Genomic DNA, 25,570 nt, shown 5'->3' with positions numbered 1-25,570 from the left:
AACAAAAACTCCTTTTGTAAAAGGATTATTTTAATGTGTAGCGTTCTGAACGCTTTTCTAACATCTGTTGTACGATTGATAATAAGAAACAAATAACCCAATAAATAAGACCTGCTTCAAAATAAACAATTAAAAACTCGTAGTTCATCGCCGCAATTTCCTGCGCTTTTCGGAACATTTCTGTTACTAAAATTAACGATGCTAATGAAGTATCCTTCACTAAGCTAATAAACGTATTCGAAAGCGGCGGGATTGATACGCGCGTTGCTTGTGGTAAAATAACACGTTTTAATGCTTGTGGATATGTCATCCCAATTGTATAAGCTGCTTCCCACTGCCCTTTCGGAATGGAAAGGATAGAAGCACGAATAATTTCAGATGCATATGCACCGACATTTAATGAAAATCCAACAACTGCTGCTGTATATGGCTCAACTTCAATATTAAGAGTTGGAAGTCCATAGAAAATAATAAATAATTGTACAAGAAGTGGCGTTCCACGAATGATAGATACATAGATACGAGCAATCCATTGTAAAATACGACTACCAGAAATACGTGCGAGCGCTGTTAACGTTGCCAGTATAATCCCGATAATAAATGTAATAAGCGTTAATGGAATTGTTGTAAAAACAGCTTCCTTCAGCATAGGCATGAAGGAAGTCTGCATAATATCTATCCAAGTAGACAATCGATCTGAAACCAATGCACTACTTAGATACATTTTCACCGAACCATTTTTTCGTTATTTTGTCATACGTACCGTCTTTTTTCATATCATCTAACGCTTTATCTACTTCTTGTACAAGCTTATCGCTACCTTTACGGAATAAGAATCCACTTTCTGAAGCTTCTTTTGCAGTATCTACAATTTTAATTTTTGCATCTTTTTTCGTTTCTAAATAATTTAATACTGATAACTTATCATTAATTGTAAAATCAACGCGTCCTGAAGCTAATAACTCTGCCGCTTGGCTAAATCCTTCTACACCAATAATTTCCGCACCATTTTTCTTAGCGATATCTGCATAGTTACTCGTTAAAGATTGTGCTCCTTTTAATCCTTTTACATCAGCAAATGTAGCAGGCTTATCTTTATCTTTTGCAATAACTAATGCCGCTGAAGATGAAACGTATGGCTTAGAGAAATCGTATTTCTTTTGACGATCTTCACGAATACCAACTTCGTTTGCAACCATATCGAAACGTTTTGCATCAAGGCCAGCAAGTAAGCTATCCCATTGTGTTTCTTTAAATACAGGTTTTACACCTAAACGTTTTGCAACTTCTTCTGCTAATTCAACGTCAAATCCAGTTAATTTATTGCTTGAATCGTGGAACGTAAATGGTGGATATGTACCTTCTGTACCAATTACAAGTTCACCGCTTTGTTTAATCTTTTGTAACGCGTCTTGACTAGCTGTATCTTTTTTCTCTTCTTTACCGCAGCCGGCTACAATCCCGATCGCTAATGTAGTTACTGCAAGCACTGAAAATAATTTCTTCATGATAGTAATCCTCCAAGTATTCTGATAGGAATTTAAAAACTATATTGATTGTATGCAATCTTGAACAATTTTTCAATGAAAATGTTCTTATTTAGTTTATCCTTTTTCTTCATAATCAAACAAAAGGGAAAAATAACGCTACATACAAAAAATAAGTAACATTTTTTAATATAGCATTTATGGAGAAAAAGGTAAAACAATACTTCTTATTTAACTGTCGTAATTTGCTAAAGAGTCGACATGTTCATCAATAAAAAAGAACTTGTGAAAATCACAAGTTCTCCCCCGTACATATTAAGCACTCTGATTACCTTCCATTTGCGTTTTGTACATATCGTAATAACGCCCGCGCTTTTTCATTAGTTCATCATGAGACCCTTTTTCTAAAATCGTCCCTCTATCGAGCACAATAATTTGATCTGCGCTTTTAATCGTTGAAAGACGATGAGCAATAATAAATGTCGTTCTTCCTTTTTTTACAACTTCCAATGCTTGTTGAATCATCGCCTCTGTTTCTGTATCAATACTAGACGTTGCTTCATCTAAAATTAAAATAGCGGGATCAAAAGCAAGCGCCCTAGCAAACGATATAAGCTGACGTTCTCCGGTTGAAAGTGTACTTCCCTTTTCTGTAATTTCTTCATTTATATTGTTCGCAAATCTTTCAGCACCCACATCATGCAATGCTTTTATGATACGCTCTTTTGAAATTTTTTCGTTTTCTAAGCTTACATTGGAAGCAACCGTTCCGCTGAAAAGAAACGGGTCTTGCAGTACGATTCCCATATGCTCACGAGTTGCTTGTTTCGGCATTTCTTTTACATCGTGACCATCAATCGTAAGTTTCCCTTTTTCAAACTCATAAAATTGAAAGAGTACATTCATGATGGAACTTTTTCCTGATCCAGTATGACCGACAAGTGCCACTGTCTCGCCTTGTTTCGCTTCAAAAGAAATATTTTTTAACACTTCATCTTTTCCATTATAAGAAAATGATACATTATCAAATTTTACATTTCCTTTTAAACGAGGCATACGTTCTTCTTCTACCGCTTCTCCTTTTTCCTCTAACAATTCAAAGACACGTTCTGATGCAACGCGCGCTTGCTCTAAGTTTGCAAGCTGGTTCACCATATTCGTAATTGGCGAGAATAATCGTGTTAAATAATCGACGAACGCATACAGTACCCCAAGTGAAATAATACCTGTAGCACTTAATGACGCACCGCCGAAATACCAAATTACTCCTGTGAAAGCGATATTTCTTAATACGGCTACTAAGTTATGCGAAGTTGCTGCATTTAAATTTAAAATTTTATTTTGATACTTAAAATAATCGCCATTTAATTCTTCAAACTCTTTTTTCGTTTCACGCTCTTGACGGAACGCTTGAATAATTGGCATCCCTTGAATGGATTCATTCACTGTTCCGTTAATATCAGATAAACGCGAACGCATTTTATGATTGTATACAGACGCATATTTTCTATATAAAATGGCCCAAACAATTAAAATCGGGATAATTAACAAACATAATGAAGCGAGCTTCACATCTAGTAAAAATAGCGCAGCAAATATCCCAATAATATAAATGATACTAGAAACGAATGTTGCCAGCACCGTTACATATAAATCACGAATGGCCTCTGTATCATTCGTCACACGCGAAACAATTTTCCCCGCCGGTAAATGATCAAAGTACCGAATTGGCAACGTTTGAATATGAGAAAACACATCTTCCCTCATAATTTGAATAATTTTGTTCGCTGCCTTCTGTAAGAAAAATTGCTTTCCGTATGCAAATAATGATACGACTACTAGTAAAGCGAAATAGCCACCACCAAGCAATAATAGACGGTTTATTTCCGGTTTATAAAACGCAAACACTTCTTCTTTCGTTAATGCTTTCGCTTTATACACTTGCACCGCCTTACCATTTTGAACGGTAATCATCCCCCCTTTTACAGTACGTGATCCTTCAATATTCACTTTATTCGGTACAAAATAATATTGAAAACCAACTTGCATCACACGTACTTCTTTACCTTTTGTCTCGCCTTGCTGGAAGCGATCGCTTCGCTTATAAAAGGCGCCATTATACGAAACAGCTTCTTCACTCTGTTCTGTTTCATACCAAGGTTTCTCTATCCCGACGATATGATCGTCAATCATCGTTTTAGCGACGAAAGGACCGGCAAGCTCTGCGATGACGAAAATAAATAACATTAACATCGCTGCAAAAATCGTCCCTTTCACTTTCATCGCGTATTGAAATAATCGTTTTGAAACGCTCATATTTTCACCCCACTATCCGCACTTTCACTTTCACCTTGTTGTCTTTCAAACTGCTCAGCATACCAGCCTCCCTTTTGGATAAGCTGATCATGCGTACCTTCTTCTATAACTGCGCCTTCATCCATAACGAGAATCCAATCCGCATGTTGTACGGCAGATAAACGATGCGTCGTAATAATCGTCGTCTTTCCGCTTCTTTCCGTTCTTATATTTTCAATGATCGCTGCTTCCGTACGAGCATCTACAGCTGATAAAGAATCATCCAAAATTAAAATTTCTGGATTTTGAATAACAGCTCTTGCGATCGAAATCCTTTGTTTTTGCCCTCCTGATAAAGAAACACCTTTCTCTCCAACGAGCGTTTCTAACCCTTCTGGTAAAAACTCTAAATCCTTTTTAAACGCAGCAATTTCAATTGCTTTCTCTAGTTCTTCTTCCGTCGCTTCCCTATTTCCGAATAAAATATTTTCTCGCGCTGTTTTTGAGAACAAAATATGCTCCTGTGGTACATAACCAATCCAGCCGAGTACATTTTCATTCGTCATTTTATCTAATGTCACATCAGAAACTGCAATATCTCCATCTCCAAGCGGATATTGGCGAAGAAGCTGACGTACAAGCGTCGTTTTCCCGCTTCCTGTTTTTCCGACAACCCCTAGCGTTTCTCCTTGCTTTAATGTGAAAGAAACCTTTTTTAAATTTGTTTCAGTTGATGAAGGATATGAGAAAGACACATCATCAAACTGAATATAATCCGGCTCTTGCACAAGCTTTGGATGTTTCGGATTCTTTACATCTGGCTCATACGCTAACGTTTCATTCACACGGTCAAGCGAAGCATTTCCTCTTTGCATAACATTAATTAATTCACCAATTGCAAACATCGGCCAAATCATCATCCCTAAATACACGTTAAATGAAACAAGTTCACCAAGTGTTACCTTTGATTGAAATACAAGATATGCGCCGTACACTAAACCGATTAAATAACTAAGGCCAACAAGCATTTTCACAGTTGGTTGGAATAATGCGTCAATTCTCGCTACTTTCATATTTTTTTCGTAGACGTCATCTCCTAAGTGATGAAATCTTTCCTCGTCTGCATTCTCTTGTACGTATGCACGAATAACGCGCACACCAGCGATTGATTCAAGCACTTTATCGTTCATATCACCAAACGCATCTTGCGCAACTGTAAATCTTTCATGCAATTTCTTTCCATATATATTCATCGCATACGCCATAATTGGAAGCGGGATAAGCGCCGCAAATGTAAGCTCCCAACTAATTGTAAATCCCATCATAAAGACAATCGTAAGCATATATAAACTCGAATCCACGAGCGTTAATATACCAAAACCAGCTGTCATAGCGATTGCTTTCAAATCATTTGTCGCTCTCGCCATTAAATCACCAGTACGATTTTTTTGATAAAAAGTCGGCGTCATCTTAAGTAAATGCCCCATAAATTTAGAGCGCATCGTTTTCTCAAGTACGAATGCACCTCCAAACAATTGATGTTGCCATACGAAAGTAAGACCATACCCAACGATTGTAACCCCTATTAAAATAAGAATAGACTGTATAATAGCTTCGTTTGATAACGTTCCTGTTTTTATGTTATCTATCGTAACCCCTAACACTTTCGGGGGAATCACTTCAACTATATTCACAATTAAAAGAGCTCCAATGGCAATACTATATCTCTTCCAGTGCTTTTTAAAAAACCATTTTAACTTTAGTAATACTGATAACAATGTAACCTCTCCCTTCTCGTTCTCGTTTACTTCTCATTTCTTTATCCACTATCCAAACCCATTACATTTACATTTCGTAACCCATACAATCTCATCACATTTGTCCACCTTCCAAAGTTTTATATAGGAATATGGAAAATAAACAAAAAAAGCATACCGCCGCTTGACGATATGCACAAAAATGCATAAAAAGCGTACGTTACGATATACGCAACGTACGCTTTTTATAAGACAGAGAATGCCTTATATATCCGCACGGGTTGCGTAATGATATGAATGTTTTCTGCCATTTAACAGAGCTAAACCCATTACATTTACGATTACAATCATTACGCACACCCCTTTCATTTATTTTCCATTTATAATCTTACAACTTTATTGAGTATTCTGTCAATTATTTTTTTTTACAGATCGAATGAAAATATACGATACATCATTTTGAAATAAGGGAATGTTCTGTAAGAAAGGGCATACAAAATAAAAAAATAATAAGAAATCGTTTTCACAAACATTTCATTTGAAAAATGTTATCAAACCCCCTACAATCACCTTATACTCACTCTTACAAGTTGCTATTTTAGGAGGACTAATCATGACAACTAGCAATACGTACAAATTTTATTTAAATGGAGAATGGAGAGAAAGCTCTTCAGGAGAAACAATCGAAATTCCATCTCCATACTTACACGAAGTAATTGGACAAGTACAAGCAATTACTCGCGGAGAAGTAGATGAAGCAATTGCATCTGCAAAAGAAGCTCAAAAATCATGGGCAGAAGCTTCTCTACAAGATCGCGCAAAATATTTATATAAATGGGCTGATGAGCTCGTAAATATGCAAGATGAAATTGCCGATATCATTATGAAAGAAGTCGGTAAAGGATATAAAGATGCGAAGAAAGAAGTTGTTCGTACAGCTGACTTCATTCGTTACACGATCGAAGAAGCTTTACATATGCACGGAGAAAGCATGATGGGCGATAGCTTCCCGGGCGGTACAAAATCTAAACTTGCGATTATCCAACGCGCACCACTTGGTGTTGTATTAGCAATCGCACCGTTTAACTACCCAGTAAACTTATCTGCTGCAAAACTTGCACCAGCATTAATTATGGGTAACGCTGTTATTTTCAAACCAGCAACTCAAGGTGCAATTAGTGGTATTAAAATGGTGGAAGCACTTCACAAAGCTGGCCTTCCAAAAGGTCTTGTAAACGTAGCTACAGGACGCGGTTCTGTAATTGGTGACTACTTAGTAGAACACGAAGGCATCAATATGGTATCGTTCACAGGTGGTACAAACACAGGTAAACATTTAGCGAAAAAAGCTTCAATGATTCCACTTGTATTAGAACTTGGTGGTAAAGATCCTGGTATCGTTCGTGAAGATGCTGACTTACAAGATGCTGCAAACCATATCGTAAGCGGTGCATTCTCTTACTCTGGTCAACGTTGTACAGCTATTAAACGTGTACTTGTACACGAAAACGTAGCGGACGAGCTTGTTAGCTTATTAAAAGCGCAAGTAGCTGAACTATCAGTTGGATCTCCAGAACAAGACAGCACAATCGTTCCATTAATCGACGACAAGTCTGCTGACTTCGTTCAAGGCTTAGTTGACGATGCTGTTGAAAAAGGTGCTACAATCGTTATCGGTAACAAACGTGAGCGTAACTTAATTTACCCAACATTAATCGACCACGTAACAGAAGAAATGAAAGTTGCTTGGGAAGAGCCATTCGGCCCAATCCTTCCAATCATCCGTGTTTCTTCAGATGAGCAAGCAATTGAGATTGCTAACAAATCAGAGTTCGGTCTGCAAGCAAGTGTCTTCACAAAAGACATTAACAAAGCATTTGCAATTGCTAACAAAATCGAAACTGGTTCTGTTCAAATTAACGGACGCACAGAGCGCGGCCCTGACCACTTCCCATTCATCGGTGTAAAAGGTTCAGGTATGGGCGCACAAGGTATTCGTAAGAGCCTTGAGTCTATGACACGTGAAAAAGTAACTGTATTAAACTTAGTTTAATCTTATAAAAAGAAGCTGATCTATTTTTAGATCAGCTTCTTTTCTATATATACTTCCAAAAAACAGAGTAGTTAGTTCTACTTCCGATTTGGTTTTCCAAATCGAACTAAAACATGCCATAATAATTTTAATTCCTGAAGCACTTCTTCATAAGTACCACGATCACTCCAAGATAATGGATTGCGTTTCAAATCCACTACAGCAGAGCCAATTATATTGGCATCGATACAATGATTCCGTGCAATGCGTCTTGCTAAAGATGGCATTTTTGAACCTCTAAAATCCATTGGAACTTCGTCTACCATAAGTACAAAACCGATGTGCCAATACAAATCAATCACATACTTCAGGCAAATTTCTTCTAAAACTTTTCCTACATCCGTACCCTTAAATGAAGGATCTGCAACAAGCACCTCTACGTCTTCTTTAAGAGAAATCTCTCCATGAATTTGCGCTTCGATATAATGATTAAGATTACGGGCTGGCTCTTTGCTTACTAAATCTATAAACGGCCTTTTCAGATTAGCCAGTAAATGATTAATTAATATTGTTGGCGTCAAATTCCCTTCACCAATTGCAAAATCTCTTACGAATGTCTCTTCCAAAAGAGCAGCTAAAATCATATCAAACTCCTCATAAGTCCCCTTTTCTTTGGGATCTTGATGCGAATCTAAATATGTATATGTAGAGCGCGAAGAAACTTTTGGAGATAAGAGAAAATAACATGAACCAAAACGCGGAGCCGGCCCATCTGGATGTAACATTAAATTTAGCGCTCCGTATTTTGGCCGTTGATCATTCGTTACGCCTTCTAATTGATATGCCCCTCCAAATATTCTCTTTTCCCAAAAGTCACGTTCACCACCAGGGTAAGCAGATACGCTTCCATTAGATAGCAATGTTTCAAACTGACTTTTATATATTCCTTGCTCAAACAGTGCTTCAGCAACACTTTTCATACTCGAATCTAGTCTGTCTGGATGAAAGTGTAAAGCAATCCGTGCATGAGATTTTAAATTAGCGACAGCTTCTTCAAATATTTCATCTGTAATATTAGACATTTTAAGTATATGATTAATCGTTGCTTTAGCCTCTCGTTTTTCGTTCTCTGCATATTTTGAAATATACTCTAAAGCAAATAATTGAGATCTTGATAATTCCATAATCCAATCTCCCCTTTAATTGAAATGACCTTAATCAATTCAATTAAAAGCTTAGTCTTTCCTTCTTATGAAACGAACCTTATTTATTTAAAAACGTAATTTACTAAATCTTAATTATGCATACACGCATTTTGCATAGGCAAATGTACACATTCTACAGAAATTTGATACCCTAGCCATTGCTCAGCAATATGTTCAAATGATAAAACAGATCCCGTCGTAAAAAAACGATGCTTCGGATTCAGATTGTCAGACAAAATTCCTTTGTGCTGTAAAATGGTACTTAACTCTATCGCTGTTTCTTCTGCAGAACTAATAATCGTTACATCTTCTCCTAACTCACTTTTAATCACAAACTCTTCTCTATAATCTGATTATTACTATATCCATTGACGTATAAAAATTCATTTGTTACTCTTAAAGACGTTAATTTAATATTTAAATCCTCATTCGTATCTCGGTGAGGTAGAGGTTGCAATCATTAAGAGTATCATTTCAGGAGATGTAGTGGCATTGATGAAGGAATGAGAAAGGAATGGTTGCCGAAGTAAGTCGTGTCCACCATGCACGCTTGCTGGGTCTGCATTTAATAAGTGCAGAACTGTCACAAACGTTTCGTTTGTGGAGAGCTATCGAGAGGTATGTCGTGGGTTTCTTATAAGATAGAAAGCATGTAGCGGCAAATTACGTGCTTTTTTTGTTTTGTTTGGGACTTCTCTTCCTGACTCAGGAAGACATACATATCTCCTCGCTTGACTTGGTTATACTAACTTTGGAGGTATTTTCTATGCAACAAAAAAAATGGGGCTTTTGGGTACTAACAGCTTTCGTTGTCGGTAACATGGTTGGCGCTGGTATTTTCATGGTGCCAAGTACGTTGGCACAAACAGCAAGCCCACTCGGTGTCACTTTAGCTTGGTTAACTACAGGGTTTGGTGTTTTAATGCTAGCTCTTGTTTTCGGTAATTTAGCAATTCGTCGTCCTGATTTAACGACAGGGCCACAAAGTCATGCATATGCTTTATTCTCAACACCAAAAAAGAAAAAAATGGCTGGTTTCAGTATGGTATGGGGATATTGGGTTGCAAACTGGGCAAGTAACGTTGCCATCATTACATCATTTGCGGGATATTTATCACTCTTCTTCCCAATTATGAAAGATACGCGACTACTATTTTCAATCGGTTCGTTTAACGTAGAAGTCGGAAAACTAATTACATTTACGATTTGTTCCATCTTACTTTGGGGAACTCATATTATATTAACAAACGGTGTAAGCGGAGCTGGAAAGCTAAACTTTTTAGCAACAACAACGAAAGTAACTGGATTCCTTTTATTCATCGTCGTTACGTTATTTGCATTCGAAGCTTCTAAGTTTGGACAATGGTACACACCGATGATTGATAAATCAGGTGCATCACACGGTCTTCTTTCACAAGTAAATTTAGCTGCTCTTACAACGCTTTGGGCGTTTATCGGAATTGAATCAGCGGTTCTTTTATCAAACCGTGCTGTTTCTCCAAAAACGGTAAAACGTGCAACAGTTGCGGGATTACTTATTACAGTTGCAATTTACTTAGGAATCACAATTTTAACAATGGGTGTACTTCACGTTGATACATTACAAGCTTCTGAACGTCCATTAGCAGATGCATTAAATGCTGCAATGGGTCATGGCGGCGGGAAACTGATGGCATTACTTGCTCTTACTTCCCTGTTCGGTTCTATCTTAGGCTGGATTTTATTAAGCTCAGAAGTCCCTTATCAAGCAGCAAAAGAAGGTTTCTTCCCTTCCTTCTTCGCAAAAACAAATAAAAAAGGAAGTCCAATTTACTCATTACGATTAACAAACATTATGTCGCAAGTATTCCTATTCTCAACATTATCAGGAACCATTGCGGAAGCTTATACATTCGTTATTACCGTATCGACACTGGCCTACCTCATTCCATATCTCGTTTCACCAATCTTCCAGTTAAAACTAGTCGCAACTGGTGAAACATATAAAAATGAAATGCGGGCAAGAATTACAGATGGCATAGTCGCAGTTATCGCACTTTGCTACGCACTATGGGTTATTAAAACAGGCGCAGCCGATATAAAAACGTTCCTTCTCGGAATTGGTTTATTCGTAATCGGCTTTGCCTTCTATCCATTAATGAATCGTGATCAGAAAAAAAATAACGAAAAGAAAGACGGGCAAGTTGCATAACGCAATTTGCTCGTTTTTTCTTTTACAAAACATATATAATAGAACAAAGAGGTGAAAAACATGTCAATCGAATCACTATGGAACAGCCGTTTCCAACAACATATTCAAAATATCATTACATACTTTGCACGTATGATTAACGGTTTACTATATAGCTTTATCTTTATTTCATGCGTTGGCGCATACTACTATGCTCAGTTTCTAAAAACATCTCCTTCTAAAGGAATATCTTTACTACTCATCACGATTGTACTTACATTCATTATAACGAGATGCCCTATTCGTACATTTATTCAGAAACCTGACGCTGTCTATTTACTAGCACTAGAAGAGAAATTAACTTCTTATTTCAAAAAATCTCTTCTATATAATTACATCATTCAGCTTTTCCCATTATTATTTACGTTCCTTATTCTCGTTCCGCTTGCACTGCAATCATTACAATTAACGATACCTTTCTTCTGTACAATCTTTCTCGTTTTAATGGTTACGAAAGCTTGGAACATATACATACATTGGATGTGGCGTGATAGTCACGAAAAAAATATATGGCTGATCATTCGTATTGCTTGTAACGCCCTAGTCATTTATATGCTGTTTTATGTAGCAAATGTTCTCATATTAGGCGGATTACTCTTACTACTTGCTTTCCTACTTCTATACACGAAAAAACAGCCTACAAAACGAATACCGTGGGATTACATAATCGAGCAAGAAGAAAAAATGAACGTTCGTTTCTATCAATTTGCTAGCATCTTCACCGATGTTCCGCAACTAAACAAGCAAGTAAATAAAAGAAAATGGCTTACAACTTGGATTGAACCTTTATTACATAAAAAACGAGCAACTTTCTTCTATTTACATACACTCGCATTTTTACGCGGGAATGATTATTTCGGTATATATATTCGCTTAGGGCTGATTGGTGCCTTCGCCTTATATTTTATACCAAACATATACGTAAAGGGCGCTATCGCTTACATCGTCCTATATATGATTTCTATGCAGCTCCGTTCCCTATGGAAATATTTTTCGGGAAATATTATTGTAGCATTATATCCAATTGATACTGAAAAACGACTGAATCAATTTCTTCACTTAATCTTTATATTGCTAAGTATTCAACTCATTGTATTTTCAATTGTTATACTCCTTGCTACAGGAGAAATTTTACATAGCCTTATCATTATGATTATCGGGTTACTCTGGATCAAATTTATTATTGTACCAAAAACGAAGCAACGTGTTTCCTCATTTTAACGAAAAGAATTATCTTAAACGCCAAGGAGAAAATGAATTTTCTCCTTGGCGTTTTATTTTTTTCCTCAAACAAGAATCACCGGAACAACCGATATTTTATGATTTTACATACAAAAACGATAATACATGTTTACGTCCTAATAAAAAGGGTATCTATTAAATTAACAGAGTAAAGGAGGGGCCTATATTGTGAATAAAAAAACGGAACAATTGAAACACCATGTTACCGACAATCAATGCAAACATGCTTTAACAACAAACCAAGGAGTAAAAATAGCCGAAGATGAATTTTCTTTAAAGATGGGCTTAAGAGGCCCAACCTTAATGGAGGATTTCCACTTTCGCGAGAAAATGACCCATTTTGATCACGAGCGAATTCCCGAAAGAATTGTTCATGCACGCGGAGTTGGCGCTCATGGTTATTTTCAGCTTTATGAATCGTTAGAAGCATATACGAAAGCAGATTTTCTTACAAATCCTTCAAAGAAAACACCTGTATTTGTACGTTTCTCAACCGTTCAAGGTTCTAAAGGATCCAACGACACAGTAAGAGATGTACGCGGATTCGCTACAAAATTTTATACAGATGAAGGAAACTATGATTTAGTAGGCAATAATATGCCAGTATTCTTTATCCAAGATGCTATTAAATTCCCTGATTTTGTCCATGCAGTTAAACCAGAACCACATAATGATATTCCTCAAGGAGCTAGCGCTCATGATACCTTTTGGGATTTTGTTGCACATAACCCTGAGTCCACGCATATGGTCATGTGGCAAATGAGCGACCGTGCTATTCCGCGTAGTTTACGAATGATGGAAGGTTTTGGAGTTCACACATTTCGACTCATTAACGCAGAAGGAAAAGCCCATTTCGTAAAGTTTCACTGGAAACCTGCCCTTGGGGTTCATTCATTAGTATGGGATGAAGCTCAAAAGATTGCTGGGAAAAATCCTGATTTCCATCGTCAAGATTTATACGAAGCAATTGAAAAAGGCGATTATCCGGAATGGGAGCTTGGATTACAGTTAATTCCAGAAGAAGATGAGCATGCATTTGATTTTGATATTTTAGATCCAACGAAATTATGGCCGGAAGAAGAAGTTCCTGTAAAACTAGTTGGTAAAATGACATTGAACAAAAATGTTGATAACTTCTTTGCGGAAACGGAGCAGGTAGCTTTCCACCCTGGTCATGTCGTACCAGGTATTGATTTTTCAAATGACCCTCTTCTGCAAGGAAGATTATTCTCCTATACAGATACACAATTATCTCGTTTAGGAGGACCTAATTTCCATCAAATCCCTATTAATCAGCCTGTATGTCCTTTTCATAATAATCAACGTGATGGTATGCATCAAATGCAAATTCATCGTGGTCAAACAAGCTATCATCCTAATGGCTTAAATAATAATCAACCAGCAACAGTCCAAGCAGAACAAGGAGGATATGAGCATTATCAAGAAAAGATTGATGGACATAAAATTAGAGGGCGCAGTAAAAGCTTCCTTAACTTTTATTCTCAGGCTAAACTTTTCTATAATAGTATGAGCCCTATTGAAAAGCAACATATAAAAGAAGCTTTTTGCTTTGAAGTTGGGAAGTGCCAATCAGACATGGTGAAGGCAAATGTAATTGCTCTTTTAAACCACGTCGATCGTCAATTAGCACAAGAAGTCGCTAACATTATTGGAGCTCCTTTACCTAAGGAAAATCACGAAGTAAATTCAGATGCAAAATCACCTGCACTCAGCATGTCCAATACTATTTTTAAAGCTGATTCCAAAAATGTTGCAATTCTATTAAATGGTGACCCAAGCATCTCTCTTCTGTCCGAATGGATTCAAGCTTTTGCACAGCATCGAATTAACTATAGCATCATAGATAATAAAATTTATCATTTCAATAATTCCATTAAAGTAACGGATACTTATACAACAGCAGACTCCTCACTTTTTGATGCAGTATTAGTGTTTAGTAGTAAATCTGTCATTCAACCCCCTGTTTTAGAATTTGCAGAAACTACTTTTAAACATTTTAAACCGATAGCTCATGTCCTTAGTGACCCTCATGCTTTAGACCATAGTAAGGTGAAACTGGATGGAGCAGGAGTTTACAACTTAACAAACACTTCAATTGAGTCATTTATAGAAGGCATTTCCCAAGGACGATTCTGGAACCGATAATATAATGTAAGGAGCGGATTAGAATGAGTAAAAAAATTGCTATTTTAATAACGGATTATTTCGAGGACACAGAATACACAGAGCCAGTAGAGGCTTTTAAACAGAAGGGATATGAATTAACAACTATTGAATTGGAAAAAGGTAAAACGGTACACGGTAAACAAGAAAAAAGCGAAGTCGTAATTGATAAAAATATTGATGGTGTTTCTCCAGAAAACTTTGATGCACTCTTCATACCCGGCGGATTTTCTCCAGATATACTTCGTGCAGATGAGCGTTTCGTTCGCTTTAGTAAAGCATTTATGGATGCAAAAAAACCTGTTTTCGCTATTTGTCACGGACCTCAGCTACTCATCACTGCACAAACACTTGAAGGACGTGATGTCACTGGATATAAATCTATTGAAGTCGATTTAAAAAACGCCGGCGGAAACTTTCATGACACAGAGGTTGTCGTATGCCAAAACCAGCTAGTCACAAGTAGACAACCAGAAGATATACCAGCGTTTATTGAAGAATCATTGCGTATATTAGGATAGTTATTATAGGTTAACCAAAATAGCTAAATGGCTATTTTGGTTAACCTTTTTATTTGTATGAAACATAAAAAAGAATATCGTTTTTAATGATCTGTGGATTCCATCCCTTCTTTGTCCCCAAATTTCTAATCACTTTTCATAGGCATTTCTCATATAGTGAAAATGACTATACGATTCCTATCCATAAGTTAAATAATGATTTTACACATATATAAATACAAGAGATGGGAGCCTAACTATGAACAACAATCCACCTTCAACGCCCCAAGACAACTCCGAAAACAATAGCCGTGACATTACACTGCAAACATTAAGAGTCATCAGACTCGTCGTCCTTATTAGTGGTTATATCCTCGTCGCTCTCTCTGAAGTAGGTGAGCTGAAAGTCTTATTAACGAACCCAAATAGCAATCCTGATTTAGCTGAAGTTGATCCGTTTTAAAAGCCATGTGAAAAGCGATTTCTAGCATCGCTTTTCATATCATTTTATCCAATCTGAGAAGCCTCCCCCTCATACTTCTCTCTCCCAATCGCCTTCATAAATAATAAAATACTGCTCATACCCACGATAAAGTACAGAGCACTCATGCCCCAAGATGCAAGAAATGAACCTAGCATAACACCTAATGCTCCGTTCATTTTTGCCACTTGAAAGACCATTCCGTTAATCGCCATGTATGAGCCTCTTGCCTCATTTGGCACTATATCTGCCATAATAGATTGACGTACTGGCACATACATCATCTCGCCTACCGTTTGGAACAGCCCTGCAATTAATAAAATCCATAAACTATTGCTTGTTCCGAGTATTGTAAATCCAATCGTGTAAATGAATAAGCCTACATATAAGATTTTCAAATCATTGAAGCTTTTCAGCATTTTAATAAGAAGTGCTGAACATAACACAACTAAAATTGTATTCTCTGCAGAAATCCAGCTCAACATGCGAATACCTGTTAAATCAAACGTAAAACCATCCCCGAATAAAAAGTGCACCGTTTCAAATTCCTTCTGCAAACGTACCCCTAAATAATTATTAATTTGAAACTCTAACGATAATGTACATATACTCGCTGCACAAAAAATTAAAAATGCTTTATCTTTCATCACGACTTTATAACTATCTACCATATCTTTTAATACATTTTTCTTCTCCACCGTTTTTCGTGCTACATACACTTCTTCCATATACACAGCCATCACATATAAAGTCATAATGGCAACAAGCGTTAATACGATAAACAATTGTAGTCTATAGTTTTCAAATAGTAATCCTCCAAATATCGCTCCAATGGCAATCGATAAATTAATAGCCCAGTAACTAATGCTGTACATCACTTTTCGATTTTCAGGTGTACTCACATCAATTAACATCGCCTCTGTCGCAGGATTCATAAGTCCAGACCCTAAACTATTCACTAACATAAACACAAATGTTAGCCATGGTGAGTCAATGTAATCCGAATTCGCAACTCCCATACAAGCAATGGAAATGACTTGTATACTTTGACCGATAATCATAACCTTTTTACGCCCAAGCCGGTCTCCAACATATCCACCGTATAAACCAATTACTAATGAAGCTATGACATTAATGAGTAGTAACGCACCAGCAATCGCACTACCTAACTTTATTGAAAAATAAATCGCCATAAATGGAAAAATCATCGTGGACACAGTACGTGTTAAAAATGATGTTATAATTCTAATTTTTATATTTCGATGCATACTCCAAAATCCCATTGTTTCCCCTCCTTATGCTTACTTATTTTACTTTGAAAAAAAGGAAGAAAAAGGTTAGAATATTCTAAAGAGTTTCCCCTTTTATGATAGAAGGAAGTGTATATATGAAAATTATGGACTATTACATTCGATTAAGATTACATGCACAAGATCAACAACATATACGAAATAGCTTACAAGAATTAGCAGATGTTTTATATTGCAGTACGAAAAACGTAAAGATTTTATTAAAGAAAATGAGCGAGGAGCAATTAATTAGCTGGACTCCAGGACGAGGACGCGGAAATAAAACGGAAATTCTATTTTCACATAATTTCGTAGAAGCGATTGAATCCTATGCAGATGAACTGTTAGCGAAAGAAAAATTAAAAGACGTTTTTCTTCTTTTAAAAGGCCCCCTCCCCCTTGCACTTCAAAAAAAAGATAGAAAATAAACTACATCATCATTTTGGATACGAACCTTCAAATGATATGTACGACATATTAAAGATTCCTATATCGAGAAAGATATTTCCATTAGATCCAGCTTTTGTAGCTGTAACTACAGAAAGCCATCTTACGAGTCAAATTTTTGATACGTTAGTCGTTTATAACGATGTTACTGAAAAAATGGAACCACACATTGCGCATACGTGGGAATTAAGTGAAGACGGGCTTACATGGACTTTTTATTTACGAAAGGATGTATATTTTCATAACGAAACAGTTTTAACTTCTAAAGATGTACAATTTTCATTTGAACGATTAAAGCAAGTTCACTCTCCTTTCGATTGGTTAACAGAAGAAATTGTTCAAATTGAAACACCATCACCACTGCAAATTCAATTCCATTTAGCAAAACCAAATCTATTTTTCTTACACTATGTAAGTTCAATGCAGCTCGCAATTTTACCGCGTGATGCTAGTATTCAAAATAATCATTATATAGGTACTGGACCTTTCAAACTTGCTCATTACTCTGAAGATAATATCGTACTCGAAGCGTTCACCCATTATTTTAAAGAGCGCGCGTTATTAGACCGTATTGAATTTTGGGGTATTCCTGACCATGTGCAAATAGATGCTGATTATGAACTACCAAACGAAGAGGAAAATGAAAGGCATGATATACAAATAGAAGAAATAGGCTGTATTTATGCTGGCTTCAACTTTACAAAACCTGGTCCTCATCACGACATTTACTTTCGAAAAGCTTGGAGAGAACTATATGATGTTGAAATGATACTTCGTAACATAGAGGGTAGACGAACAATTGCTGCATCAAGCTTCTTCCCTGATAGAAGCCGCCAAGCTACTAAAAGGTCCTACTCTTTAGAAAAAGCGAAAGAGTATTTAAAAAAGAGCACCTATAACGGAGAAACGATTCATATTTATTTCTTCGCATTTAAAGACAGTGCAAATGACGCATATTTCCTAAAAGAACGTTGCGAACAATTAGGCATACATGTAGAACTTCACCCATTTCTCGTTTCAGATTATATGGATCGTTCTATCGATACACATGCCGATATTATTTTCATGGGAGAAGTATTTGCTGCTGACCATGAACTCGCATTCTTAAATGTGTTTAAAAATAAAAGTTGCTTCGTAAATCGGTTCATGGATCCGCACTATGAAAAACAAATTAACTGTTTACTTGATACATTTTTATTAGAGGCAAATAAAGAAGAACGCTATGAGCTCATGTATGAAATCGAAGAATTTTTACAAGTAGAGCACATCATTTTATTTAACTATCACGTTTTAAAAAGAAAAACATACCCTTCTTCTTTAAAAAACGTAACAATTGATTCATTCGGCTGGGCAAATTTTGCGAAGTTATGGATACAGCCATCCATGTATTAACATGCAAAAAAGCCCCTTACAAAAAGGGGCTTTCCAATCATTCTTTATTCTCATTACTTCGCAAAACTTTCAGCCAACTGTTTCTCTCTCCACATAAATGTAATGCCGAGACCAACTATTAAAACAACGCCTGAAAATGCATATGGATAATGAATATTCATATCAAATAATATTCCGCCCATCGCTGGTCCTGCGATATTTCCTAAACTCGTATAAGTCGAGTTCATCCCAGCAACGAATCCTTGCTCTTTTCCAGCTGCTTTTGATAAAAACGTCGTTAAAGCTGGACGAAGTAAATCAAATGCAAGGAAAATAAAGCACGTAACGAGAAGTACAATCCAATAATTAAAGACTACAGTTGAGACGAATGCTAACACTGCACCTACAATTAAACATATTTGAATTAATACTTTCTCACCGAACATGTCTACCAATTTGCCAAACATAAATACTTGCACAACTACCCCAAAGATTGAACTAATTGTAATAATTGCTGCGATATCTTTCGGTGTGAATCCAAATTTATGATCAGAGAACAGACTAAACACAGTTTCATATGCTGATAATCCGAATGCGAGTACAAATACGATAATAAATGCAATTGCATACATTGGATGTAATGATTTCTTTAAATCACCAATAAAGCTTGATTCTTTCGTATTAGAAGAAATCTCTGCAAGCTCTTCTTTCGTTAAAGGTTCTTTTAAAATAAATATCGAAATCACACATGCTATAAAGGCAATTGCTGCTGCAACAAAAAACGGCACACGTATACCGTATTCTGCAATAAATCCGCCGATTCCAGGCCCTATAATGAATCCAGTACTAATAGCCGCAGATAAGTATCCCATCGCCTTTGGACGTTCCTGAATAGATGTAATATCCGCAACATATGCCGTAACACCAGGCATAATAAAAGCAGCACTAATTCCGCCTAACACCCTCGCTACATAAAGCATCCATACATCTTTTCCTAATCCAAAAAGAAGCTCTGAAACACCAAAAATAAATAATCCAATGATTATCATTTTCTTTCTACCGTAAAGATCAACCCACCGGCCTGTAATAGGTGAAGTAATGAGCTGTGCCATTGCAAACACTGCAACGAGATATCCCATCGTCTTCCCTGTTAAATGCATATCATTCATAAAGGACGGCATAACCGGAATGATTAATCCAATCCCTAGAAAAGCGATAAATATATTACTCAAAAGAATGACCAATACCATCTTTTGTTCTTTTATCGGTTTCTTCACTTTTTAACACCTCTTCCCGTAAATTCCTCTCAAAAAATAATACCCAAGAAGCTTTTTCTTTATCCTGCTCTTTGCGGGCTAGTAATGAGTGAGGATGCCTCCACTCATTAGAATTTCACTCTATCCTTTTACACATACATAAGTATTAGGTGAATGACTATCATTCAGTTTTCCTCAAAAATGAACCTACCTTTTCAGACAGGTTCATCTCACTATTTCTTTATATGTAGTGCATGTGTTAAAAAATCTAGTACTTCTGCCTTTTGCAAATCGACTTGCTCATCATCTTTATGATCATATAGATACACTTGTTCCGCTGCTGATTCAACTAGAGCGATAAATAACTTCGCTGTTCGCTCTGCGTGAACCGAATTACGAATTTCACCAGCTTCTTTTGCCTCATTTAAAAATTCACTTAGCCACATATAAAGGGGCTCATACACAGCTTCCCATTCTTTTATATGTTCTGTAGATGCAAGACCAGCATACATTAAAGCTTGTATTTCACGATATTCAGCTATAAAGTGAAACACCGCATCTATTACTTGCGTCACTTTACTTGAGAAAGGCGCATTGTTTTGCACTTTTTCTTTCACTGCAAGTATCATCTTTTCAACCATCACTTCTGCTATTGCAGGCATAACAGATAACTTAGAAGGAAAATATAAATAGAAAGTTCCTTGCGCAATGCCAGCTAATTTCACGATATCAGAAATCTTCGTTTTTTCGACGCCCTTTTCCTGAAACACTTCAATAGCTGCATAGACAATTTTCTCTTTTTTATTCATCATCTAAACCCTTTCACACGCATATTGAATGACTGTCACTCATTTTATAAGATAATCGATTGTACTGTCAATGATAGTGAACTCTAAGAGGAAATCGTTTTTTTATAATAAAATCTCCTAATAAACAATTAGGAGATAAAAATGCAATATATCTTTAAGAAAGTGCCTTTAATCCTGTCACTCCACATACAATAAGAAACACACTAATGATACGCGCTTTACTTTTCGACTCACCAAACAAGAACATGTTTAACAAAACTGCACCTGCTGTTCCGATACCAATCCAAACCGCATACGCGACACTTACTTGTAAAAATAAGAAGGAAGTATACAAAAATGCGAAGGATGTAGCAAACCCACCGATATAAATCGCACCATTGGCTAATGTCTTATCTTTACTATACATTTTAAGTCCTATCACACCGACTATTTCACTAATTGCAGCACAAAATACGAAAAACCAACCCATTTTTAAGCAGCTCCTTCCACAGTTTCTTCTTTATTATCAGCTAGCTTTAAACCGATAACGCCAGCTACAACCATCACGATAAAAAATAACTTCCCTACACTGAAACTTCCACCGAAAAGAAATACATCCATTAAGAAAGTACCTACCGTACCAGCTCCGGCGAAAACAGCATATACAGTCCCTGTTGCAAGATGTTCACACGCTTTAGAAAGGAAGTGAAAATCAACAGCGATAACTCCTAAAATAATAATCCAATGCCACCAAGTATTGGCTGTATTAAAACCAAACACCCAAAAAATTTCAAAGATACATGTTAATATGACATATAACCAAGCTTTATTTTTCATACCTCTCACCTCTTATGACTGACTATCAGTCATTTTTGTTTTAAAAAAATATACTCTTTCATCAATACTATATAAAAACAACTATCATCCTCATTTACCATTGTATTTGTTCCATTTCTAAGCTAACTGCATCCTGTCACATAAAAATGACTGAATGTCATTCATATATATTGTACATGAACATTTTAAAAACTGTCAATGCCGAAAGTTTATTTAAAATTTCTTTCATCCGATTTGTATATTTCCTAATAATCTGTCAATAATGCTAGTAACATAATATTTTCTCCACTCCCCCTTGGAGAGATCCCTTGAATGGAGCAGTTAGCTTTTGCTAGCTGCTCTTTTTTCCTTTTATTTCATCCAACATATCGAATCATCGCCACCTCATCACAATAATCAACCTTTGGACAATGTCTACAATCAACCCATACTTTCTCTGGTAGCGCATCTCTATTCACAAAATCAAATCCACACTTTTGAAAAAATTCTGTTTCATATGTTAAAGAAATGACTCTACTTACTTTTATTTTCACTGCTTCATTTATTACATGATTTACTAACATACGCCCGATTCCTTTCCCTGCATATGTATGCGAAACGACTAACGACCGAACTTCTGCAAGGTCCTCTCCTAACACATGTAAACCAGCAACTCCAACAACTTTCTCTTCTTCTTTCATAACATATAAACATTGCAAATATTGATAAAGAGACAAAAGAGAACGTGGTAAAACAACTCCCTCTTTTGCATAAACCTCAATAAGACTATAAATTTCTTTCACATCACTCGTAACCGCATTACAGATTTTCATATGCTCTCCCCTTGCCCCCGATATTAATATTTATAACCTAAAATGAATTTTAATACATAATTTTATATAATAATACATCTCTCTTTTCTTCTCGTCAATCACTTTATACAAACAAAAAACCAAGCAATCTAATCGATGCTTGGTTCCTCATCTCGTATCGGCAATACTGTTGAATATTTAATTTCACGAAGTGCCAAACTCGTCTGTATCCTTGTAATACCAAGCTTATTCAGCTTTCTAATAAACTGCTCCAACTCTTTACGATCACGATTTGCAACTTTTAATAAATAATCATACTCTCCTGTTAAACAGTGACATTCTAACACTTCAGGCATTGCTTCTAATTCTTTTTCCAGCACTTCCAGTTTATCCGATTGATGAATATTCGTGCTCATAAAAATGAAGCATAACAAATCAAAACCAAGCTTTTCTTGATTTAAAATGGCTACTAGCTTATCAATGAACCCTTCTCCATCTAATCTTTTTATTCTCGCATGCATCGCAGCTGGCGATAAATTAACGCGTCGCGCAAGCTCTGCATTACTTACTTGAGACTCCTTCTGCAATATATCTAAAATTTGTACGTCTAAATCATCTAACACTTTAATAACTGACGACTCCATCAAAATTCCCCCTTTTTCTTACCGATGATTATTCGAAAAAACAACTTATAACCTATATAAAACCGAATATCTTTCTGTAAATATCATCCAAAACAAAATATTTTATCGACTTTTCCCCATTATACAAAAGAATATATTACATAATAAAGAAAAATGCTAAAATTATTTACAATTCATATTGATTACAACAAAGGGGATTTTTATATGCCTTATTTTTATGTCTTTTTATTATTACTAACGAGCTTATTATGGGGAGGAAATTTCGTCGTTGGAAAATCACTCGTCGATCACGCGTCTCCGATGACACTTACAAGCTTAAGATGGATGATTGCGATCGTTTGTTTATTACCGATGGTATGGTTTAAAGAAAAGAAAATCATTCCACCTCGCGCTGCCATACTTCCGTTAATACTCATGGGAATTTCAGGGGTCGCTCTTTTTAACATCTTTCAATTTCTAGCACTAGAAAAAACATCCGCAACGAATGTAGGACTTATTTCTACATTAAATGCGATTTCCATTGCACTATTTTCAGTATTATTTCTAAAAGAAAAAGTAAATACACTTCAAATTCTATCCATGATTCTTTCATTCTTCGGGGTTATCCTCGTCCTATTAAAAGGTGATTTCTCGCTTTTATTTTCACTACATTTTAATAGTGGCGATTTATGGATGATTGCAGCAGTTTGTATTTGGGGAATCTATTCTGTTTGTAGTAAATGGGCAACAAAAACAACTACACCACTTATGGCAACGTTGTACTCTGGTATTTTCGGCGTTATTTTATTACTACCGTTTAACATAGGTAGCTTCACTGTTTCAAATATAAATACTTCTTTCATCACATCACTTTTATATACTGGGCTTATTTCGACAGTTCTTTGTATGGTATTTTGGAATATTGGTGTACAAAAATTAGGAGCTACGACATCCGGGATTTTTCTAAACTTCAATCCGATTTTCACAGCGATTTTAGCATTCCTTTTCCTCGGTGAAGAATTAACGTGGATACAAATTGTAGGGACAATGGTCGTTGTAACAGGATGTTATTTATTTTCTCATTTCAAAACTGTTGCCGTTCAGCCAACTAGACCTTTAATACGAAAACATTCTTAATGAAAAAACATCGTCATCTGGGTTGGCGATGTTTTTATTTACTCTTCATTTCTTTTATATACTGCTTTTCCTCTTCTGGCGATAAACGTTCCGTCGCCTTGCCAGTATCTCCACCTTGAAGGCTCCATAAAAAGTTATGCTCCTCAACAGTTTGAGAAAAATCTCCTTTTTCCCATCTATTTATAATAGAAAATAACTTCATTTTATATTGAAAACCTGTACTATTTTCAATATCTCTTTTTACATTAGAAATCTCCTTTTTTGTCATCTCTACAAATCCCCATTTTTCAGAGGATTTTACCTTTTGGTGCACCATTTTATGCATAGTAGAAATAATTTCACCTTCACTAATTTGCGGAGCTTCTTCTGCAGCTTTTTTCTCTTTTTCGTTTGCCGCTCGCTCGATTTGAATATTTTTATTTTCTTTTTCCACATATGCAAGCAATTTCTTTCCGCCAACTATAGACGAGAAAATTACTATAATTGTAATGCATATACCTACGATCCATTTAAAAAGCATTATCTCTTCATCGCTTCCCTAACAATATGACTATCTACATATTGCTTAAACTTCACAATTTTTCCGTTCTCAAGTTGCCATACATGAACAAATTCTGCTTCAAATGATTTTCCCGTTTCTTTATAAATTCCTGAATAAACACCTTCAGCAATAATTACATCTTTTCCGTTTACTTCATGATACGTATTTACACTTGCTTTATAATCATCCCATTCTGATCCTAAACGCCTAAATACATTTTCCATTATAGCTTCTACGCCTTTATATGTTCCGCCATACGGGAACCCTTCTGCCTCTGTCCATTCCACTTTTTCAGAGAAGGCTTCTGCTAAATGCTTTGCATTTGAAGAAGCTGATCCTTCATACGTGCTTTTAATAATTTCTAAATTTGATTTAGGCATATTACTTCCTCCCGTTTATTTATTTTTACACAAGACGTAACCAATGTAGTTACATCTTGTGTAAAAAAATATTTAAATTGTTTCATTCGTAATTCATTAGTTGTAATCATTATAGTTACAATATTTCTTCAAGTCAACATTTATAAATAAAATTTACTTCGTTTTCATTACTTTCTCTTTTAAGAAACGATCTACATATCCTTCTGCTTTTACTACGAATAAATACGCACCCATTGATAATAATGCAAGATCTAATTCATATCCTGGATTCTTTCCATCTCCTAATAAACCTGCTGCTCCATTTACCTTTACGATAGCTCCAGCTAAAATAAGAGCGAATAACAATCCTACATATCGTACACCTAAACCGATAATTAATAATATACCACCAACTAATTCAACTGTTGCTACGCCGTATGCAAGGCCACCTGGTAAGCCGATGCTTGTAAACCATCCTGCTACGTTATCGATACCTGATTGAAACTTCGCTAAACCGTGCGCAAAGAACGTTACTCCTAACACGATACGAATAATTAAATTCCCAATATATTGGTTCATTTTGAACTCTCCTTTTCGTTTTGTTATAGTGAACTTTTATTTACAAGTCAAAACAATACGGTATTTCAATTCATTCGTCAAATACTTTTTTAAAGAAAACAAAAAACATTATCCCTTTTACGGATAATGTTTTCTTACA

Annotated in this window: 22 protein-coding genes, 2 pseudogenes and 1 riboswitch; of the genes and pseudogenes, 8 read left to right on the top strand and 16 right to left on the bottom strand. The window is 36.0% G+C overall.

Going from position 1 to position 25,570, the window contains the following annotated elements:
• Nucleotides 1-25 precede the first annotated feature (25 nt).
• From MR143_RS17880 to MR143_RS17865, 4 genes are all read right to left on the bottom strand, one after another.
• On the bottom strand, nt 26-724 hold the full coding sequence (locus MR143_RS17880; protein WP_000281499.1) for an amino acid ABC transporter permease: 699 nt from the start codon (nt 722-724) through the stop codon (nt 26-28).
• Nucleotides 711-1,508, bottom strand: a complete 798-nt coding sequence (locus tag MR143_RS17875; RefSeq protein ID WP_000732841.1) for an amino acid ABC transporter substrate-binding protein — start codon at nt 1,506-1,508, stop codon at nt 711-713. Before MR143_RS17875 ends, MR143_RS17880 begins: the two co-directional genes overlap by 14 nt.
• A gap of 294 nt (nt 1,509-1,802) precedes the next feature.
• Complete coding sequence (locus MR143_RS17870) at nt 1,803-3,803, bottom strand: ABC transporter ATP-binding protein (protein WP_000116656.1); 2,001 nt, start codon at nt 3,801-3,803, stop codon at nt 1,803-1,805.
• Entirely contained in the window at nt 3,800-5,560 is a 1,761-nt protein-coding gene (locus tag MR143_RS17865; protein WP_000953779.1) for an ABC transporter ATP-binding protein, read from the bottom strand. Before MR143_RS17865 ends, MR143_RS17870 begins: the two co-directional genes overlap by 4 nt.
• A 592-nt stretch (nt 5,561-6,152) precedes the next feature.
• On the opposite strand from MR143_RS17865, the gene gapN reads away from it, so the two are divergent.
• Nucleotides 6,153-7,592, top strand: a complete 1,440-nt coding sequence (gene gapN, locus MR143_RS17860) for an NADP-dependent glyceraldehyde-3-phosphate dehydrogenase (protein ID WP_000213634.1) — start codon at nt 6,153-6,155, stop codon at nt 7,590-7,592.
• 77 nt (nt 7,593-7,669) lie between these two features.
• On the opposite strand, the gene MR143_RS17855 is transcribed toward gapN, so the two are convergent.
• A complete protein-coding gene (locus tag MR143_RS17855) occupies nt 7,670-8,755 on the bottom strand; it encodes a DUF3626 domain-containing protein (RefSeq protein WP_242280877.1) in 1,086 nt (361 codons plus the stop codon).
• A gap of 110 nt (nt 8,756-8,865) precedes the next feature.
• Nucleotides 8,866-9,114: pseudogene (locus MR143_RS17850) on the bottom strand (glutamate racemase); the annotation flags it as partial.
• Between the two features lie 99 nt (nt 9,115-9,213).
• Nucleotides 9,214-9,395, top strand: a riboswitch (Lysine riboswitch).
• A gap of 147 nt (nt 9,396-9,542) precedes the next feature.
• Here MR143_RS17850 and MR143_RS17845 point away from each other — a divergent pair.
• From MR143_RS17845 to MR143_RS17825, 5 genes are all read left to right on the top strand, one after another.
• On the top strand, nt 9,543-10,967 hold the full coding sequence (locus MR143_RS17845) for an amino acid permease (protein WP_001186306.1): 1,425 nt from the start codon (nt 9,543-9,545) through the stop codon (nt 10,965-10,967).
• Between the two features lie 60 nt (nt 10,968-11,027).
• A complete protein-coding gene (locus tag MR143_RS17840) occupies nt 11,028-12,227 on the top strand; it encodes an ABC transporter permease (RefSeq protein WP_000021351.1) in 1,200 nt (399 codons plus the stop codon).
• A 189-nt stretch (nt 12,228-12,416) separates the two neighbouring features.
• Nucleotides 12,417-14,414, top strand: coding sequence for a catalase (locus MR143_RS17835; protein ID WP_202822437.1), 1,998 nt, complete (start codon nt 12,417-12,419; stop codon nt 14,412-14,414).
• 23 nt (nt 14,415-14,437) lie between these two features.
• Nucleotides 14,438-14,953 carry a type 1 glutamine amidotransferase domain-containing protein gene (locus MR143_RS17830; RefSeq protein WP_000037533.1) on the top strand — a complete coding sequence of 172 codons (516 nt, stop codon included), beginning with the start codon at nt 14,438-14,440 and terminating at the stop codon, nt 14,951-14,953.
• 238 nt (nt 14,954-15,191) lie between these two features.
• Complete coding sequence (locus MR143_RS17825) at nt 15,192-15,395, top strand: hypothetical protein (RefSeq protein WP_002163857.1); 204 nt, start codon at nt 15,192-15,194, stop codon at nt 15,393-15,395.
• Between the two features lie 44 nt (nt 15,396-15,439).
• On the opposite strand, the gene MR143_RS17820 is transcribed toward MR143_RS17825, so the two are convergent.
• A complete protein-coding gene (locus MR143_RS17820) occupies nt 15,440-16,696 on the bottom strand; it encodes an MDR family MFS transporter (RefSeq protein ID WP_000508199.1) in 1,257 nt (418 codons plus the stop codon).
• Nucleotides 16,697-16,800: 104 nt separating this feature from the next.
• On the opposite strand from MR143_RS17820, the pseudogene MR143_RS17815 reads away from it, so the two are divergent.
• Nucleotides 16,801-18,541, top strand: a pseudogene (locus MR143_RS17815) (SgrR family transcriptional regulator).
• Nucleotides 18,542-18,594: 53 nt separating this feature from the next.
• Here the strand turns inward: MR143_RS17815 and MR143_RS17810 are convergent.
• The 6 genes from MR143_RS17810 to MR143_RS17785 form a co-directional block, all read right to left on the bottom strand.
• Nucleotides 18,595-19,797, bottom strand: a complete 1,203-nt coding sequence (locus tag MR143_RS17810; RefSeq protein WP_000742954.1) for an MFS transporter — start codon at nt 19,795-19,797, stop codon at nt 18,595-18,597.
• 212 nt (nt 19,798-20,009) lie between these two features.
• Nucleotides 20,010-20,588 carry a TetR/AcrR family transcriptional regulator gene (locus MR143_RS17805; protein WP_002181951.1) on the bottom strand — a complete coding sequence of 193 codons (579 nt, stop codon included), beginning with the start codon at nt 20,586-20,588 and terminating at the stop codon, nt 20,010-20,012.
• 151 nt (nt 20,589-20,739) lie between these two features.
• Entirely contained in the window at nt 20,740-21,054 is a 315-nt protein-coding gene (locus MR143_RS17800) for a DMT family transporter (protein ID WP_000539671.1), read from the bottom strand.
• A 2-nt stretch (nt 21,055-21,056) separates the two neighbouring features.
• Nucleotides 21,057-21,401 (bottom strand): DMT family transporter, encoded by a 345-nt coding sequence (locus MR143_RS17795; protein ID WP_000790626.1) that lies wholly within the window; start codon nt 21,399-21,401, stop codon nt 21,057-21,059.
• 356 nt (nt 21,402-21,757) lie between these two features.
• Nucleotides 21,758-22,213: an N-acetyltransferase gene (locus tag MR143_RS17790; RefSeq protein WP_000686671.1), complete on the bottom strand. Its 456-nt coding sequence runs from the start codon at nt 22,211-22,213 to the stop codon at nt 21,758-21,760.
• A 128-nt stretch (nt 22,214-22,341) separates the two neighbouring features.
• Nucleotides 22,342-22,836 carry an Lrp/AsnC family transcriptional regulator gene (locus tag MR143_RS17785; RefSeq protein ID WP_000446090.1) on the bottom strand — a complete coding sequence of 165 codons (495 nt, stop codon included), beginning with the start codon at nt 22,834-22,836 and terminating at the stop codon, nt 22,342-22,344.
• Nucleotides 22,837-23,040: 204 nt separating this feature from the next.
• On the opposite strand from MR143_RS17785, the gene MR143_RS17780 reads away from it, so the two are divergent.
• The gene (locus MR143_RS17780; RefSeq protein ID WP_001146275.1) at nt 23,041-23,952 is read left to right on the top strand and encodes a DMT family transporter; all 912 of its coding nucleotides are present in this window, start codon (nt 23,041-23,043) and stop codon (nt 23,950-23,952) included.
• A gap of 34 nt (nt 23,953-23,986) precedes the next feature.
• On the opposite strand, the gene MR143_RS17775 is transcribed toward MR143_RS17780, so the two are convergent.
• The 3 genes from MR143_RS17775 to MR143_RS17765 form a co-directional block, all read right to left on the bottom strand.
• Nucleotides 23,987-24,472, bottom strand: a complete 486-nt coding sequence (locus MR143_RS17775) for a PRK06770 family protein (protein WP_000897978.1) — start codon at nt 24,470-24,472, stop codon at nt 23,987-23,989.
• A complete protein-coding gene (locus MR143_RS17770; protein ID WP_001126686.1) occupies nt 24,472-24,873 on the bottom strand; it encodes a nuclear transport factor 2 family protein in 402 nt (133 codons plus the stop codon). Before MR143_RS17770 ends, MR143_RS17775 begins: the two co-directional genes overlap by 1 nt.
• Before the next feature lie 153 nt (nt 24,874-25,026).
• On the bottom strand, nt 25,027-25,431 hold the full coding sequence (locus MR143_RS17765; RefSeq protein ID WP_001077751.1) for a DoxX family protein: 405 nt from the start codon (nt 25,429-25,431) through the stop codon (nt 25,027-25,029).
• Nucleotides 25,432-25,570 lie beyond the last annotated feature (139 nt).

Source organism: Bacillus cereus group sp. BfR-BA-01347 (genome assembly GCF_022663835.1).
GTDB lineage: Bacteria > Bacillota > Bacilli > Bacillales > Bacillaceae_G > Bacillus_A > Bacillus_A thuringiensis_K.
The sequence above is the reverse complement of the archived record's forward strand: the minus strand, read 5'-3'. Positions and strand labels throughout refer to the sequence as shown.

Excerpts from the sequence above, each read along its gene's own strand:
- MR143_RS17880 (WP_000281499.1), bottom strand. The coding sequence starts at position 724 with ATGTATCTAAGTAGTGCATTGGTTTCAGATCGATTGTCTACTTGGATA.
- MR143_RS17875 (WP_000732841.1), bottom strand. The coding sequence starts at position 1,508 with ATGAAGAAATTATTTTCAGTGCTTGCAGTAACTACATTAGCGATCGGG.
- MR143_RS17870 (WP_000116656.1), bottom strand. The coding sequence starts at position 3,803 with ATGAGCGTTTCAAAACGATTATTTCAATACGCGATGAAAGTGAAAGGG.
- gapN (WP_000213634.1), top strand. The coding sequence starts at position 6,153 with ATGACAACTAGCAATACGTACAAATTTTATTTAAATGGAGAATGGAGA.
- MR143_RS17855 (WP_242280877.1), bottom strand. The coding sequence starts at position 8,755 with ATGGAATTATCAAGATCTCAATTATTTGCTTTAGAGTATATTTCAAAA.
- MR143_RS17845 (WP_001186306.1), top strand. The coding sequence starts at position 9,543 with ATGCAACAAAAAAAATGGGGCTTTTGGGTACTAACAGCTTTCGTTGTC.
- MR143_RS17840 (WP_000021351.1), top strand. The coding sequence starts at position 11,028 with ATGTCAATCGAATCACTATGGAACAGCCGTTTCCAACAACATATTCAA.
- MR143_RS17830 (WP_000037533.1), top strand. The coding sequence starts at position 14,438 with ATGAGTAAAAAAATTGCTATTTTAATAACGGATTATTTCGAGGACACA.
- MR143_RS17825 (WP_002163857.1), top strand. The coding sequence starts at position 15,192 with ATGAACAACAATCCACCTTCAACGCCCCAAGACAACTCCGAAAACAAT.
- MR143_RS17820 (WP_000508199.1), bottom strand. The coding sequence starts at position 16,696 with ATGGGATTTTGGAGTATGCATCGAAATATAAAAATTAGAATTATAACA.
- MR143_RS17805 (WP_002181951.1), bottom strand. The coding sequence starts at position 20,588 with ATGATGAATAAAAAAGAGAAAATTGTCTATGCAGCTATTGAAGTGTTT.
- MR143_RS17800 (WP_000539671.1), bottom strand. The coding sequence starts at position 21,054 with ATGGGTTGGTTTTTCGTATTTTGTGCTGCAATTAGTGAAATAGTCGGT.
- MR143_RS17795 (WP_000790626.1), bottom strand. The coding sequence starts at position 21,401 with ATGAAAAATAAAGCTTGGTTATATGTCATATTAACATGTATCTTTGAA.
- MR143_RS17790 (WP_000686671.1), bottom strand. The coding sequence starts at position 22,213 with ATGAAAATCTGTAATGCGGTTACGAGTGATGTGAAAGAAATTTATAGT.
- MR143_RS17785 (WP_000446090.1), bottom strand. The coding sequence starts at position 22,836 with ATGGAGTCGTCAGTTATTAAAGTGTTAGATGATTTAGACGTACAAATT.
- MR143_RS17780 (WP_001146275.1), top strand. The coding sequence starts at position 23,041 with ATGCCTTATTTTTATGTCTTTTTATTATTACTAACGAGCTTATTATGG.
- MR143_RS17775 (WP_000897978.1), bottom strand. The coding sequence starts at position 24,472 with ATGCTTTTTAAATGGATCGTAGGTATATGCATTACAATTATAGTAATT.
- MR143_RS17770 (WP_001126686.1), bottom strand. The coding sequence starts at position 24,873 with ATGCCTAAATCAAATTTAGAAATTATTAAAAGCACGTATGAAGGATCA.
- MR143_RS17765 (WP_001077751.1), bottom strand. The coding sequence starts at position 25,431 with ATGAACCAATATATTGGGAATTTAATTATTCGTATCGTGTTAGGAGTA.